The organism is Streptomyces sp. NPDC091387 (assembly GCF_044756945.1).
Lineage (GTDB): Bacteria > Actinomycetota > Actinomycetes > Streptomycetales > Streptomycetaceae > Streptomyces.
In genome coordinates this window covers 25,315-39,266 of sequence record NZ_JBIVTZ010000020.1, presented here as the reverse complement: position 1 = coordinate 39,266, position 13,952 = coordinate 25,315, and the positions used below count along the sequence as shown (strand labels likewise).

14 protein-coding genes and 1 pseudogene are annotated in these 13,952 nt (G+C 72.0%); 11 read left to right on the top strand and 4 right to left on the bottom strand.

From position 1 onward, the window contains the following. Positions 1-191 precede the first annotated feature (191 nt). Together ACIQM0_RS32615 and ACIQM0_RS32610 are read left to right on the top strand one after the other, a co-directional pair. The gene (locus ACIQM0_RS32615; RefSeq protein ID WP_401293694.1) at positions 192-1,574 is read left to right on the top strand and encodes an MFS transporter; all 1,383 of its coding nucleotides are present in this window, start codon (positions 192-194) and stop codon (positions 1,572-1,574) included. Between the two features lie 57 nt (positions 1,575-1,631). Continuing rightward, positions 1,632-2,936 carry a DUF4157 domain-containing protein gene (locus ACIQM0_RS32610; RefSeq protein ID WP_401293691.1) on the top strand — a complete coding sequence of 435 codons (1,305 nt, stop codon included), beginning with the start codon at positions 1,632-1,634 and terminating at the stop codon, positions 2,934-2,936. 17 nt (positions 2,937-2,953) lie between these two features. On the opposite strand, the gene ACIQM0_RS32605 is transcribed toward ACIQM0_RS32610, so the two are convergent. Beyond that, entirely contained in the window at positions 2,954-4,498 is a 1,545-nt protein-coding gene (locus tag ACIQM0_RS32605; protein ID WP_401293688.1) for a CehA/McbA family metallohydrolase, read from the bottom strand. Between the two features lie 219 nt (positions 4,499-4,717). On the opposite strand from ACIQM0_RS32605, the gene ACIQM0_RS32600 reads away from it, so the two are divergent. The 7 genes from ACIQM0_RS32600 (at position 4,718) to ACIQM0_RS32570 (ending at position 9,511) form a co-directional block, all read left to right on the top strand. After that, on the top strand, positions 4,718-5,383 hold the full coding sequence (locus tag ACIQM0_RS32600) for a DinB family protein (protein WP_401293685.1): 666 nt from the start codon (positions 4,718-4,720) through the stop codon (positions 5,381-5,383). Between the two features lie 88 nt (positions 5,384-5,471). Further along, on the top strand, positions 5,472-6,317 hold the full coding sequence (locus ACIQM0_RS32595; RefSeq protein WP_401293682.1) for an LLM class F420-dependent oxidoreductase: 846 nt from the start codon (positions 5,472-5,474) through the stop codon (positions 6,315-6,317). A gap of 74 nt (positions 6,318-6,391) precedes the next feature. Next, positions 6,392-7,420 carry a phosphotransferase gene (locus ACIQM0_RS32590; RefSeq protein WP_401293679.1) on the top strand — a complete coding sequence of 343 codons (1,029 nt, stop codon included), beginning with the start codon at positions 6,392-6,394 and terminating at the stop codon, positions 7,418-7,420. A 133-nt stretch (positions 7,421-7,553) separates the two neighbouring features. Next, a complete protein-coding gene (locus tag ACIQM0_RS32585; RefSeq protein WP_401293676.1) occupies positions 7,554-7,895 on the top strand; it encodes an ArsR/SmtB family transcription factor in 342 nt (113 codons plus the stop codon). Between the two features lie 3 nt (positions 7,896-7,898). Next, positions 7,899-8,405 carry an SRPBCC family protein gene (locus tag ACIQM0_RS32580; protein WP_401293673.1) on the top strand — a complete coding sequence of 169 codons (507 nt, stop codon included), beginning with the start codon at positions 7,899-7,901 and terminating at the stop codon, positions 8,403-8,405. Next, complete coding sequence (locus ACIQM0_RS32575; RefSeq protein WP_401293671.1) at positions 8,405-9,025, top strand: dihydrofolate reductase family protein; 621 nt, start codon at positions 8,405-8,407, stop codon at positions 9,023-9,025. Before ACIQM0_RS32580 ends, ACIQM0_RS32575 begins: the two co-directional genes overlap by 1 nt. An 87-nt stretch (positions 9,026-9,112) precedes the next feature. Next, on the top strand, positions 9,113-9,511 hold the full coding sequence (locus ACIQM0_RS32570) for a hypothetical protein (protein ID WP_401293669.1): 399 nt from the start codon (positions 9,113-9,115) through the stop codon (positions 9,509-9,511). On the opposite strand, the gene ACIQM0_RS32565 is transcribed toward ACIQM0_RS32570, so the two are convergent. Further along, positions 9,508-10,179 (bottom strand): class I SAM-dependent DNA methyltransferase, encoded by a 672-nt coding sequence (locus ACIQM0_RS32565; protein WP_401293666.1) that lies wholly within the window; start codon positions 10,177-10,179, stop codon positions 9,508-9,510. The genes ACIQM0_RS32570 and ACIQM0_RS32565 overlap by 4 nt on opposite strands. A 360-nt stretch (positions 10,180-10,539) precedes the next feature. Here ACIQM0_RS32565 and ACIQM0_RS32560 point away from each other — a divergent pair, with 360 nt between their 5' ends. Next, the gene (locus ACIQM0_RS32560) at positions 10,540-11,595 is read left to right on the top strand and encodes an NlpC/P60 family protein (protein WP_401293663.1); all 1,056 of its coding nucleotides are present in this window, start codon (positions 10,540-10,542) and stop codon (positions 11,593-11,595) included. Positions 11,596-11,716: 121 nt separating this feature from the next. After that, a pseudogene (locus tag ACIQM0_RS32555) lies at positions 11,717-11,875 on the top strand (RraA family protein); the annotation flags it as partial. A gap of 32 nt (positions 11,876-11,907) precedes the next feature. Here the strand turns inward: ACIQM0_RS32555 and ACIQM0_RS32550 are convergent. Together ACIQM0_RS32550 and ACIQM0_RS32545 are read right to left on the bottom strand one after the other, a co-directional pair. After that, complete coding sequence (locus tag ACIQM0_RS32550; protein WP_401293661.1) at positions 11,908-12,903, bottom strand: hypothetical protein; 996 nt, start codon at positions 12,901-12,903, stop codon at positions 11,908-11,910. 336 nt (positions 12,904-13,239) lie between these two features. After that, positions 13,240-13,917: an HAD family hydrolase gene (locus ACIQM0_RS32545; protein WP_401293865.1), complete on the bottom strand. Its 678-nt coding sequence runs from the start codon at positions 13,915-13,917 to the stop codon at positions 13,240-13,242. Between the last annotated feature and the right edge of the window lie 35 nt (positions 13,918-13,952).

Below are 13,952 nucleotides of genomic sequence, written 5' to 3'. Positions count from 1 at the left end.
CTGGTCGGTCCGCAGCCGATTGGTCCCACGGACCGGAAGGGCGTGTGACGGGATACCGAGCAAGTATCTCGTCATCAAGTATCTTGACATCGAGAATAACTCCCGGCAGGCTTTCCCCGGTCTGCACGGCTGACAGCTCTGAAGCCGTAGAGCTACGCGGCCGTTGATGTCGAGGTATGCGGGGGTGGGCGGTGCGACGCACCAGGGGAAGCCAGGGTGAGCGGGCGTCCGAGCGGGGGCCGGGGCTCCTGGCTCAGTTGCGCGATCCGCCGGGCGGCCGGAACGCCCGGATCATGTTGCTCGCCCTGTCCGTCGACCGGACCGGATCCGGCCTGTGGGCCGCGTCCTCGGTTCTGTACCTGACCTTCGTCACGCATCTGAGCGCTCAGCAGATCGGGGTGCTGCTGGGGGCGGCCGGGGTGGCGGGCATCGTCGGTTCGCCCCTGGCCGGGCGGCTGGCCGGCCGGTTCCCGCTGCGGCCGTTGCTGGTCGGCTGCCATCTGCTCCGGCTGGTGACCCTGGCCCTGGTGCTGATGTGCTCGGGCTTCGAGGCGCTGCTGCCCGTCGTCGCCGTCACCTACCTGGGGGACCGGGCGGCGAAGACGCTGGAGATGCTGTTCGCCACCCGCGCGGCGGGCGAACGGCGCGTGGCCTACCAGGCGTTGTCCCGCAGCGCGGCGAACGCGGGTTACGGCGTCGGCGCCGGGATCGCGGCCATCGGCCTTGCCGTGGGCACGACGGACGCCTATCGCGCCCTGATCCTCGGCAACGCGCTGTCCTTCGCCGTCGCCGCGGTGCTGGTGTGGCGCACCGGCGAGCTGCGGGAGACGGCGACGGTCGAGGTGGCGCGGGCGGCGGGTCGCGCGGGCGCCGAGGCCGCCTCGTCGGCGGCCGTCGCGTCGCGCAACTCCGCCCGGCCGAAGAGCCCGTGGCGGGACCGGGGCTATCTCCGGTTTGTCCTGCTCGACATCCCGATGAACCTCGACGACTCCGTACTCGGCGTCGGCCTCCCGCTGTGGCTGGTGAACCGCACGTCCGCGCCGCACGCCCTCGTACCGGCGTTCCTCGTCATCAACACCGTGCTGGTCGTCGTGCTGCAACTGGCCGTGTCGAAAAGGGCCGAGGGCCCGCACCGGACGGTCCGGACGCTGCTGCTGTACGGCGGCCTGATGTTCGTGTGCTGCGCGCTCCTGGCCGGCGCCACCCGGTGCGGTACCTGGACGGCCGCGGCGGTCCTGCTCGCCGCGGCGGTGCTGGTCACGCTGGCGGAGCTGATGCGGTCGGTGAGTTCATGGGAGCTGGCCGTCCTGCTGGCGCCCCCGGAGGCGCGGGCCGCGTATCTGGGGGTGGCCGGGATGTCCCAGTCCATCCAGAAGTCCGCCGGGCCCCCGCTGCTGACCGGCGTGGTGATGGCCGCCGGGCCTGCGGGGTGGCTGGTGCTCGGCACGGTGATTGCCGGGCTGGCGGTGGCGCAACGACGCGCCTGCGCCCAGCGGTTCCGAACAATGGCCCGCCCCGACCGGGGTCCGCGGGGCCGGGCGGTGTCCGAGGAGTGCAGCAACCCTGCCCCGTGACCGCCCCGGGCGCCCATTGGCGGGCCGGGCGCGACGCGCTATCAATGGGAGGGACCGATGGCTGGAGGCACCGTGTCCGAGCACGAGCAGGAACGCCGCATCCCCCGCGCCCACCGTCCACAAGCTCAGGACCACGCGTCGGACCGTCCTCCGGGCCCCGTCGCGGCACCGGGCTCCGCTGCGGAGCTGGCGGTGTTGCAGCGGACCGTGGGGAACGCGGCCGTCGCCCGTATGCTCGCCGACCGCCCCGTGCAGAGGTCGGCGGTGCACGACGTGCTGGGCACGGCGGGGCGCCCGCTCGAACAGCCGGTGCGCGAGGACATGGAGGCCAGGTTCGGCACGGACTTCTCCGACGTCCGGCTGCACAACGACGCCACCGCCCAGCGCTCCGCCGCGGAGATCGGCGCCCGCGCGTACACGTCCGGGAACCACATCGTCCTGGGCGGTGCGAAGACCGACGAGCACACGCTCGCCCACGAACTGACCCATGTGGTCCAGCAGCGTTCGGGACCGGTGGCGGGAACGGACGACGGGACCGGGCTGAAGCTCTCGGACCCCTCCGACCGCTTCGAGCGGGCGGCGGAGGCCAACGCGCACCGGGTCATGGCCGGACCGCACTCCCACGCCACCACCCGGGCCGGGGTGCAGCGCAGCAGCGGGGGCGCGGCACGGGAGCACGCCGCCGTGCAGCGGGCTCCCGCCGCCGGCGGGCCCGCACCGGCCCTGGCCGCCGCGGTCCAGAGCGGCGAGAACCTGGAAGGGGTCTGCGGCAACTTCTCCCGTGTGCGGGAGTGGGCGGTCAGCAACCCGCAGCAGGGCGTGATCATCCAGAAGGTGACCAGGAACTTCGCCGTGGAGCGTCACACCGGCCAGGGCTGGGCCCCGATCGACGGGCCGGGGCTGGACGCCTACGTCCAGAACGGCGGGACGGTCAACGGGCACGAGCTCCAGTACTGGGAGCTGTGGGTGGTCAACGCGGACGGCACCATCAGTGACGGGGGCGACGACACGTTCGGCATGACCTCGCTGATCCAGACCGACGCCCAGGTGCACGACACCACGCGCGGGTCCTTCGCCATCAGCGGTGAGGCGTACTTCTACGCCACGGCGCAGGCCCCGACGGCCATGGGGTTCCAGCGCAACGGGGCGGTCTCCGCCGGCGGCCTGTTCAGCCGCACCACCGATCCGCAGGCGGAGCTCTCCGCCCTCGGCCTCGCCGCGGCGGGCGCGGCGATCCGGTACACCGCCCAGGCCTCCTGGAACAGCGCGGACCTGCGCACCGCCGCGGTGAAGGCCAAGCCCAGGACCACCGTGTACAAGCCGAAGGCGGCATGGAGCGACGTGACGGAGAGCGCGACCTGAGGCCCGGGGTCCGATCCCTAACCCTCCAGAAACACCGGATTCGTCAGCGCCGCCGGCGCTCCGGGCAGCCCCGGCACCGCGGCGGGGTGCCGGACCTCGGCCCGCACATAGGCGGCGTACGCGGGCGTCGTGCGCCACTCCACGGCCCCCGTACCCGACCTCGGAAGCGCCGCGGTGAACAGCGTCCCCTGGTCGGTGACGAAATGCGCGGTGCAGTCCGGGGCCCCGGTGGCCTCAAGCCGTACGGTGACGGGGGCGTCGTCCCCCGCGGCCCGCAGCCGCTCACCGATCCCCGCATGGCGCCCCCGCCCGTCAGAGACGCCGAAGGACAGGCTGACGGCGGACGACTCCGCGATGTAGGAGCGACCGGCGCGGATGCCCGCCACGATCGCCTCGCGCGACAGGCCGTCGGCGAGGACGACGGTCTGCGGGAGCCCGATCCGGTCCGGCTCCCGGTGCGCGTCGCTGTTGCCCATGGCCGGGACCCACGCCTTCGGCGAACGGAGCGCCGCCACGACGGAGTTGTCCCACTCGGCCAGGGCGGTCTCGTCCTCCGAGGTGTACGCCCCGTTCCACACCTCCACCGCGTCCGCCTCACCGAGGCCGAACTTCCAGTGGCAGCCGATGCAGGTGGCGTGCGGATGGGCGGGCACGACCAGGCCGCCGGCCCGGCGGACGGCCTGCGCGTAGCGCCGGAAGCGGTTGTCCCGGGCCCGGTAGCGCCAGTCGACGAACGTCCCCGGGTCGGTGGCGACCGCGAGCACGTGCCCGTTGCGGGTGGTGACCTCCTCGCCCGTGAGGACCAGCAGATCGTCACCCCACAGCCCGTCCCACGCGCCGTGCGCGGACGTGGTGTTGTGCTCGCTGCTGTTGATGAAGTCGAGCCCGGCGGCGCGGGCCGCGGCCGCGATCTCTGCCGGGGTCCGCCTGCCGTCCGAGTGGACGGAGTGCAGGTGGCAGTCCCCGCGGTACCAGGCGCGCCCGCGCCCCTTCGCGCGCTCCGGCGGATACACGGGCCGCGCGGTGGGCGCGGTGGGCCCGGGGCGCAGGGTGACCGTCACCTCGTACGGCAGCCCCTCCGGGGCGACGGTGTACGGCCCGAGGGCGATGTGCCAGGTCCCGGCCCCGACCGGTCCCGCGAGATAGCCGGGGGTCGCCTCGTCGGCCCGGATGAAGAAGCGGTCGCGCGCGCCGCCGGACCACCCCCGGAACCCCGGCCCGCCCAGCTCCGTGCCGCGCTCGTCGAAGATGCCGATGTCGAGGGCGTTGCCCTGCGTCCCGGCCGGGACGGGCGTCCTCTCGTACGTGTAAGAGACCGCGATCTCGGCGACCCCGCGCGGGACGTCGACCGGCAGGTACACGTAGTCGGGCGACCCGGCGGGCAGGACGCCCCGCACGGTACGGGGCCGGAGGTCGCCCTCGTCGGCGTCGGCGAAGCTCACGGTTCCCCACGTTAGGGCGGTGGCGGCCGCCCCGGCGAGAAGGCCACGCCTGGCGATCGGGCGGTGTACGGGACGCGGTGCGGGAATGGCTGCGCGAATCGGTTCGATCGGTGCGGGCATGGGCGCTCCCCGGGGTGTGGTGGACCGAGACGAGGTTCCGTACCGACACCGTGGTGGGGGACGGTGAATGCCGCGTGAACGCGACGAGTTCGGGGTGGGGCGGGCCGCCGATCCGGCCGGTCGTCGGTCGCGGCCGACGGCGCCGCCCGGTCGGTACGGTGACTGACGGCCTCGCCGGTACCCGCAATCCGCTCCCACAGGGGGCCGCAAGGAGAAGTGATGGGCGATCAGAAAAACGTTCCCGCGCGCCTGGTGCCGCTCCTGGACCAGTTCGACTTCGGCTGCGAGCGCCTGCTCGGCCGGATCGGCGGGCCGGTGGTGGACAGCGGCAACGGAGTGGAGGTCGAAGCCGCCCCGATGACCGACGCGGAGTACCTCTGGGAGCCGGTGCCCGACTGCTGGTCGGTCCGCCGGCGGGCGGACGGGCCGGGGGCCCGCGCCACCCTGCTGGTGGGGGCGGGCGACTGGGGCCGGGACTCGGCGGAGTCGCCGCACCCCGAGCCGCCGCCCTTCACCACCCTCGCCTGGAGGCTGACGCACCTCAGCGAGATGCTCGCCGTCCGCGCCGACCACGCCAACGGCACCCACACCCTCACCAAGGACGACTACCGGGCCGGTCCTGACGCGGCCGGGGCGATCGCGCGCTTCTCGGCCGCCGCCGCGTCCTGGCGCGAAGCGCTCCTCGCCGCCGACGACACCGTGCTCGACAGGGTCGGCCACTGCACCTACCCGCACGGCAGCGACCCGGAGGAGCCGTTCCTCGACGTCATCTGGTGGGTGAACCAGGAAGTCCTGCACCACGGGGCCGAGATCGCGCTGCTCCGCGACCTCTACCGGGACGGACGGTTCGCGGCCGGGCCGGCCGCGAGGGACCACGACGGCTGACCTTCTCGGGAGCCGCCGAAGGCTCGGTTTCGCGCACCGGACGGCATACGTTTGGGCGGTCACCCGACAACGACGGAGGTGTCCTCGCATGCGGATCGCCACAACGATCTTCCTCACCGACGAGACGATCACACCGGTACGGCTCGCGCACCAGCTCGAGCAGCGGGGATTCGCCGGGCTCTACCTCCCGGAGCACACCCACATCCCGGTGAGCAGGCGGACCCCGTACCCCGCGGGCGGCGAGCTGCCGCCCGAGTACGGCCGCACCCTGGACCCCTTCGTGGCGCTCGGGCAGGCCGCCGCCGTCACCGAACGGCTGGCGCTCGGCACCGGGATCACCCTGATCGCCCAGCACGACCCGATCGATCTGGCCAAGCAGATCGCCACCCTCGACCACCTCTCCGGCGGCCGCTTCACCCTGGGGCTCGGCTTCGGCTGGAACGTCGAGGAGGCCGCCGACCACGGTGTGGACTGGCGCACCCGCCGCGACCTCGGCCGTGACCGCATGGCGCTGATGCACGCCCTGTGGACCGACGAACCGACCGCGTACGAAGGTGAGTTCGGCTCGGTGCAGGCCAGCCACGCCCACCCGAAGCCGTTCCAGCAGCCCCGCGGCCCGGTCGTCGGCCCGCGCACCCTGATCGGCGGTGCGGCCGGACCGAAACTGTTCGCGCACATCGCGGAGTACGCGGACGGCTGGCTCCCGATCGGCGGCCGCGGGCTGACGGAGTCGGTGCCGCAGCTCCGTACCGCCTGGGAGGCGGCCGGCCGCGACCCGAAGGACCTCCAGGTGGTCCCGTACGCGGTCCTGCCGGACGCGGGCAAGCTGGCGCACTACGCGGACCTGGGCATCGAGGAGGTCGTGCTCCAACTGCCCCCGGCGGACGAGGCGGAAGTGCTGCGGACGCTGGACGCGTACGCGGAGTACCTCTGAAGCGCCCCGCGGAGGGCCGTGGGGCCGGTGGAAACCCGCTGGAGCGCCGCCGGCCGCGGTGATGCAATGACGCGATGCGACATGATGCGTCAGCGGCGGCCGTGGAGCGCGGGCAGTACCCGGACGCGGTGACCCCCTGGGAGGACCCGGCCTGGCGGGAGGCCGCCCTCGCCTGGGCGGAGCACGGCCTCGCCGCCCAGGGCCTGCGCACGGCGCGGCGGCTCACGGTGCGGCTGCGGCCGTGGTCGGTGCTCGTACGGATGACGGCAGAGGACGAACCCGATGTGTGGTTCAAGGCCGGCCCCGACGCCGGCGCGGGTGGCGCCTTCGAAGCGGGACTGGCCGAGGCGCTGGCCCGCTGGGTCCCCGGCCACGTACTGCAGCCGCTCGCCGTGGACGCCGCCCGCGGCTGGTCGCTGCTCCCGCACGGCGGCACGCTCTTCCGGGACGCGCTCCGCCAGGGCTCCGCTGGCGGACGGGCGTGGGAGGAACCGCTGCGCCAGTACGCGGCCATGCAACGCGCGCTCGGCCCCCGGGTCGGAGAGATGGGCCGACTCGGCGTCCCCGACGCCCGGACGGCCGTACTCCCCGGCACCTTCGACCGGCTCGTCGAGGAGAACGCCGCCCTGGACCCCGCCACCCGCACGGCACTGCGCGCACTGCGGCCCCGCGTCCAGGAGTGGTGCGACGAACTCGCGGCGACCGGCATCCCCGACTCGCTCGACCACTGCGACCTGCACGACGGACAGCTCTTCGCCCCCGTACCGGGCCGCTTCACCTTCTTCGACTGGGGAGACGCCGCGGTCTCCCACCCCTTCTGCAGCCTGCTCGTCCCGCTGCGCACGGCAGTTGACCAGTACGGGCCGCAGGTGATGCCGAGACTGCGTGACGCCTACCTGGACCCGTGGACGGACACCGGCCTCACCCCTGCCGAGCTGCGCCGCGCGGTGAGCCTGGCCTGTCGGCTGGGGGCCGTGGGCCGGGCGAGCTCCTGGGGCCGGCTCTTCCCCGGGGCGGGCGAGGGGCCGGCGACGCAGGGGGACGCGGCGAGCGCACGGTGGCTGCGGGAGCTGCTGGCGGAGCCGGTGACCTTCCAGTCGTGAGGCCCGGGGAGGCCGCTTTCGCGGTGGCCTCCACCGTTGCCTCCACCGTTGCTTCCACCGGGACGGCGCGCACGCGCCACGCCCGCAGCACGGCACGCTTGAACACATGCCGATATGGGTATACGTTTCTGTCATGGCACGAGCAGCGACCACGTCAGACGTCTTCAACGCCATAGCCGAGCCGCAGCGCCGGGGCATCCTGGTGCTGCTGCGGGCAGGCGAACGGCCGGTGACGGAGGTCGCCGAGGAGCTGGGAATGACGCAGCCCGGGGCGTCCAAACACCTGCGGGTGCTCCGCGAGGTCGGCTTGGTGCGGGACCGCAGGGCGGGAAAGCAGCGCCTGTACGGCCTGGACGCACGTGGGCTGCGAGCGGTTCACGAGTGGGCCGGCGGGTTCGAACAGTTCTGGAACGAGAGCTTCGACCGGCTGGACGCGTACGTGCAGGAACTCAAGCGGGACGGGCAACAGGAGTAGCTGATGAATCCGACTGGACGAGAAGCGCCGGCGCGGTCCGCGACGGCCGACCGCGAGATCGTGATCTCCCGCGACATCGACGCCCCACGAGAGCTGGTGTTCAAGGCGTTCACCGAGGTGCGGCACATGTCGCGCTGGTGGGGGCCGGAGGGGTTCACCACCACCACGCGGGCCTTCGAGTTCCGCGTCGGCGGGGTGTGGGAATTCGTGCTGCACGGGCCGGACGGCACCGACTACAGCGAGTGGATCACCTGGAACGAGATCGTCCCGCCGGAGCGGATCACGATGCTCCACGGCGAGTACCGCGACGACCCGAACGCGTTCGAGTCGGTCCTCACGTTTGCGCCCGCCGGGGAGTCGACCCGGATCGAGATGCTCACGGTGTTCCCCACCAAGGAGCTGCGTGACGAGGCGATCGAGAAGCACGGCGCGATCGAGGCCGGTCAGCAGACCCTCGGCAACCTGGCCGCCTACGTAACAGAGTTTGCTCGGAACGGAGTTGAGGGCTGATGGCCGGCAAGGTGTTCTTCAGCGTGTCGATGTCGCTCGACGGGTTCATCGCGCCCGCGTCCCCCGAAGAACTGATGGGACAGCAGTGGATGGAACTGCAGCAGTGGGTGTTCCCGCAGCGGTTCTTCCGGGAGAACCTGAAGCTCGGGAAGGGCGGTGAGGAAGGGCGCGACAACGACATCGTGCGGGAGACGTTCGAGCGCACCGGCGCAAGTGTGATGGGCAAGCGCATGTTCGAAGCCGGTGAGCAGGCGTGGCCCGAGGACCCGCCGTTCCACGTACCGGTGTTCGTCGTGACGCACGAGAAGCGTGACCCCTGGGTGCGGCAGGGCGGGACCACCTTCCACTTCGTCAATGACGGCATCGAGTCCGCGCTCGATCAGGCCCGCGCGGCCGCCGACGACCGGGACGTCCGCATCGCGGGCGGCGGCGCGACGATCCTGCAGTACGTGAACGCCGGCCTGATCGACGAGTTCACGATCGCGCTCTCGCCCGTGCTGTTCGGCTCCGGAATCCGCCTGTTCGAGGGCGTCGACGCGAGCCGGGTGGCGCTTGACCTGGTCGGTGCGGAGCCGTCCCCGAGGACGACGCATCTCAGTTACACCGTGCGTCGGCGGTAAGCGCGGAGGGGGCGGCCATGCGGAATCCCCTCTGGCGGTTCCTCCCGCACGTTGCGACGAGCCGCCCCGCGGACGAACATGGCCGTCATGGAGCGGCCGAGGCGGATCATCGCGTGCGGGGACTTCGTCCTGCGGTGCTTGCGGGAGCAGAGCGACGTCGCTCCGGCGTGCACGTTGATCGAGGAGTCCCTGGAGCACTTGCGCCCCTGGGAGCCGTGGGTCGCCCGGCACAGCGAGAAGAGCACCCGTGACTTCCTCGCGAAGTCCGAGCCGAACTGGGCGAGCGGTGACGTGTACAACTACGCCATAGAGATCGCGCACGACCTGTACAACACCTCAAGTGCCGCCGTACCGCGCCGGTTGGGCTTCACCGAGGTGCTGCGTGAACAAGCGACGCGGCCCGCGGCACCCGCGGGCAGCGGGATCGACGTGGTCTGGCGGCTGCACCGGCCCACGCCGCCCGTTGACGGCCCTCCCTGCCCCTAAAGGGCCACAGGGGGCCGATCGGCGCGCATCAGCAGGTGGCCCCGGCGGAACCGCTCCCCGTCGAGGGGCTCGCGCAGCATCCGGCCGACCTCGACGAACCCGGCCTCGCGGGCCAGTCCGGCGAGTTCGTCGACCGGCCACCGGTAGGCCGTCGTCACCTTGTGGTCGAACGCCTCAACCGGCCCGTCCCCGGACTCGAAGAAGGCAAACAGGAGGACGCCGCCCGGCGGCAGGAGCCTGCGGAACTCGGCGAAGTACGGAGGCAGTTCCTTCGGCGGGGTGTGGATGACCGAGTACCAGGACACGATGCCGCCCAGCTCGCCGTCGGCCAGGTCCAGCGCGTCCATCGAGCCGACCTCGAACCGCAGGTCCGGGAACTCCTCGCGGGCGATGCAGATCATCACCGGTGACAGGTCGATTCCGAAGACGTCCAGTCCCAGGCCCCGCAGGTGCGCCGTGAGGTGTCCGGGCCCGCATCCCAGCTCCGCGACCGGCCCGGCCCCGTCCGCCCGCGCGAGCTCGGCGAAGGCGGCGAGAAACGCGCGGTCCAACGGGACGGCGTCGAGGCTGTCACGGGCGAAGTCGGCGTAGACGACGGCCATGGCGTCGTAGGCGTCCGCCGTCGCGCGGAGGTGAGCGGGGGATTCGGCCGCGGGGGATTCGGTCATGGAGAACGACCCTAGGACGTTCCCTGCTGTCGCGTCCGTCGAACGGGAAGGAAGGAAAGCGGCTTCAGGCGCCCGGTGAACTATGTCGTGACTTGCCGGAAGTTACGGAACGGGCCGTCAGGTCACCGCTACACGTCGTGTGATGTGACCAAAATAAGTACCTCGTGTGCAGAGATTATCCCTGCGCAGATTGAACTGATTACAAGATGGTCACTATGGTTGGCTCTCGAACCTTCGCACGGTTGATCACCCATCCGGGGTGGCAGCGAAGGAACCGCCGATTCCGTGACATGCACGGAGCCGGGGATTCCCGTCCCCCACAGCCCGGTAGGCGGCTCGAGGAAGAAGGAGCTCGCCTCCGTGGCGTCCCACCGTCGTCCCAAGAACCCGAGCCGCGCCCGTGTGACCGTGCTCACCGCGACCGCCGCCGCAGCCGTCGCCCTGACCTCTCAGGCCGCTCACGCCGACCCCAAGCCGACCAAGACCGAGGTCAAGGCGGAGGTCGACAAGCTCTACCACGAGGCAGAGGTGGCCAACGAGCACTACAACGCCGCCAAGGACAAGCAGGAGAAGCTCGAGAAGCAGGTCGGCGCGCTGCAGGACAAGGTGGCCCGCGGGCAGCAGGAGCTCAACACGCTTCGCACCGGCCTCGGTTCGCTCGCCGCCGCGCAGTACCGCTCGGGAGGCATCGACCCCTCCGTGCAGCTCTTCCTCGCCTCCGACCCGGACAGCTTCCTCGACCAGGCCTCCGCCCTGGACCAGCTCACGGCCAGGCAGTCCGATGCGCTGACGAAGATCCAGAGCAAGCAGCGGACCCTCGCACAGCAGCGCAAGGAGGCCCAGGACAAGCTGGGCGACCTCGCGGACGTCCGCAAGACGCTCGGTACGAAGAAGAAGCAGCAGCAGGGCAAGCTCGCCGAGGCGCAGAAGGTGCTCAACACCCTGACCGCCGCCGAGCGCCAGAAGATGCGTGACGACGACACACGCGCCAGCAACGCCGCCAGCGAGAAGGTGCGAGCCAGCCGCAGCACCGGCGACCGGGTCGAACTCGGCAACGAGGCCCCCGCGTCCGCCCTCGGCGCGGCAGCCCTCCAGGCCGCCAACTCGCGTGTGGGCATGCCGTACCAGGCGCGCGCCACCGGCCCCAACGCCTTCGACTGCTCGGGCCTGACCCAGTGGGCCTACGCCCAGGCCGGTGCCCAGATCACCCGCACCACGTACACCCAGATCAACCAGGGCACCCGCATCGCGCAGAGCCAGCTGAAGCCGGGCGACCTGGTCTTCTTCAACGGCAACACGCACGTGGGGCTCTACGCGGGCAACAACACCGTGCTCCACGCCCCGTACCCGGGCGCCTTCGTCCGCTACGAGTCGATGAGCACCATCGGCTCCATCGTGGGCGCGGTGCGCATCTGATCACGCCCTGAGGGGCGAACTACCGCGCCCCGCAAGGAGATGACTGCCCGTCGGTGACCACGGTCCACCGGCGGGCAGTCGACGATGTCGGTTCTGCGGCGGCACCGAGCGGAGGATGCGTATGTACGACGTCAGCGCCTTCAGCGACATGTCACCGACCACGCTCGCCGACCTCCTCGGGCGCGGGCAGGTCATGGACATCGGCATCCGCCCGCTGCGGCCGTCGGGGCAGCGGGTCGCCGGACCGGCGTTCACCGTGCGGTGTCCCGCGGGGGACAGCCCTCAGGGTCTCCGGTTCGGCCGGGTCGCCCGCTACTCGTTCCGTTCCAGCTCGGCGCTGACCTGGCACTGCCTGTTCGCGAGGGGGTACGGGACGATCACCTCGACCTCCCCTCCCGGCTCGCCCGACCGCAGGACCATGTTCCTCTCGGCGAGTGACTCCATCAGGTCCCGGTCCTGGTCGAAGCCGAGAAGCGCCTTCACCAGACGCGCCGACGCCAGGGGCGAGGCGAACCCCAGCGCCGCGTAGTCGATGCCCGTCAGGTCGTAGGCGCGCAGGTTGGGGGTGGCTATCTCCAGCAGCACGCCCCCCTGGACCAGATAGCCGCGGGCGTGCGCCTGTGACGTCGCCAGGTACATACCCCGCCAGCCGTCCTCCGCGCGGCGGTCGCCGATCGAGAAGTCCTGTGTGGCGCCGGCGCCCCATCCCTCCCGGCGCGGGCGGAGGACCGACTTGTAGTGGGTGCCGGCCACGGAGACCGTCGGCGGGGTGCCGATCCGATCGAGGAGCTCCGCGGATATCTCCGTCTGCGCCGTCTCGGTGTCCATGGCCGTCGGCTTGGATATCGGCTGACCGGTCGTCCTGTGGACCAGCACTCCGCCCGGCGTGCACAGGACGTCTGCCGTGGTGAGCACGCTTCCCCTGTGCCACAGGTCGAACGGCGAGTCCGCTTCGAGGTACTTCAGGGAGCCCTGGTCCACCATGAGGCCGTGGCCGTCGGCCGTCTTCACCTCGGTGCTCTCGTCCGACGTCACGTAGACATCCCCGTACGGGTCGAAGAACGGCACCGCGTTCCCTTCCCCTCCCGCGCGCTGCACCGAGGGTCCGGTTCCCGCTCCGGCGTGCGCGGACCGCTCCGCGCCAGGGCTCCCGGCCCTGCGGAGCATCTGGACCACGGCCGCGTTGCCGGCCGTGGTCTGCTGCCCCAGGACGCCCTGGAGCTGCGCCGCTCCGACCCGGACGGACGTGCGGGCCGGGACCTGCCGGGTCTCCGCGGCGGACGATTTCGCTCGGTCGTGGCTGTGCAAGGGATCTCACTTCCTGCGCGGGCACATTCCTCCCCTGTATAGGTGCGACCGACCGCGCAGGCCATGTACGCAGGGGCAGAAGCGAGGGCAACGGCGAGGGCGGACCGGCGCGTCGCCCCCGAGATCAGCCGCGTCCCGGAGCGGTGGAGCTTCCGACGGGCGGGGCGTCGGACCGGCCACGCCCCGGCCCGCGTAGGCGCCCATGTCCGGCGGATCGGTGACGACTTGCCGTACGGGTCCTGTCGCGAGCGGCCCGTTGTCCGTGGAGGAGTGAGCGGGCGCGCGTGAAGGGGTCGGGTGACTCTCCGGCGCGGTGGGCGATGTGCGCGGCCGGGCCTACAGGGCCCGCAGGGCCCTCGGGCGGGGCGCGTCCGGCACCTTGTCCAGGAGGGCCGGGAGGTCCGTCAGCGCGTTGAGGCGGAAGTCCGCGTTGCCCACGACGTCGGGGTGGTCCGCCCACCAGTACCCGCACGCACCGCGCCGGAGGTGCGCGGCGAGCAGCCCGCACGACTTGGCCGGGAACAGATCGTTCGCCGGGTGGTCGCCCACGTACAGCGTCGAGCCCGGCTCCGCCCCGGACACCTCCAGCACCCGGTTGAAGAACTCGGGGTCCGGCTTCGACACACCCCACTCGTCCGAGGAGACGACGAGATCCGCGGGCAGGTCCAGCGCCCGCAGGAGTTCGCCCGCCCGCACCGTCCCGTTGCCCGCGACCACCACCCGTACGCCCAGCGCGCGCAGCTCCGCCAGCGCCGGCCGTACGTCCGGGTAGAGGTCCGACTCGGCCAGGTGCTCGCCGCGCCCGGCCGCCGTCCGGGCGAGCGAGGCCTCGTTGATGTCCATGTCGGGGCGCAGGATGCTCAGCGCGTCGGCGCTGTCCCGCCCCTGGGCGACCGCGGCCCCGACCAGCGCACTCAGCGTGTGCGGCGGGACACCGAGCCAGTTGGCCCAGGAGGCCCAGTAGCGGTCGTCGCGGATGAGTGTCTCGCCGATGTCGAAGACGATCGTTTCCATCACCGTGCCGACCCTACGGGGCGCGGACCGTTGTA

What these genes read in the sequence shown, in the direction of transcription:
- ACIQM0_RS32610 (WP_401293691.1), top strand. Translation starts at nt 1,632, where the DNA reads ATGGCTGGAGGCACCGTGTCCGAGCACGAGCAGGAACGCCGCATCCCC.
- ACIQM0_RS32605 (WP_401293688.1), bottom strand. Translation starts at nt 4,498, where the DNA reads ATGCCCGCACCGATCGAACCGATTCGCGCAGCCATTCCCGCACCGCGT.
- ACIQM0_RS32600 (WP_401293685.1), top strand. Translation starts at nt 4,718, where the DNA reads ATGGGCGATCAGAAAAACGTTCCCGCGCGCCTGGTGCCGCTCCTGGAC.
- ACIQM0_RS32595 (WP_401293682.1), top strand. Translation starts at nt 5,472, where the DNA reads ATGCGGATCGCCACAACGATCTTCCTCACCGACGAGACGATCACACCG.
- ACIQM0_RS32590 (WP_401293679.1), top strand. Translation starts at nt 6,392, where the DNA reads ATGCGACATGATGCGTCAGCGGCGGCCGTGGAGCGCGGGCAGTACCCG.
- ACIQM0_RS32585 (WP_401293676.1), top strand. Translation starts at nt 7,554, where the DNA reads ATGGCACGAGCAGCGACCACGTCAGACGTCTTCAACGCCATAGCCGAG.
- ACIQM0_RS32580 (WP_401293673.1), top strand. Translation starts at nt 7,899, where the DNA reads ATGAATCCGACTGGACGAGAAGCGCCGGCGCGGTCCGCGACGGCCGAC.
- ACIQM0_RS32575 (WP_401293671.1), top strand. Translation starts at nt 8,405, where the DNA reads ATGGCCGGCAAGGTGTTCTTCAGCGTGTCGATGTCGCTCGACGGGTTC.
- ACIQM0_RS32570 (WP_401293669.1), top strand. Translation starts at nt 9,113, where the DNA reads ATGGAGCGGCCGAGGCGGATCATCGCGTGCGGGGACTTCGTCCTGCGG.
- ACIQM0_RS32565 (WP_401293666.1), bottom strand. Translation starts at nt 10,179, where the DNA reads ATGACCGAATCCCCCGCGGCCGAATCCCCCGCTCACCTCCGCGCGACG.
- ACIQM0_RS32545 (WP_401293865.1), bottom strand. Translation starts at nt 13,917, where the DNA reads ATGGAAACGATCGTCTTCGACATCGGCGAGACACTCATCCGCGACGAC.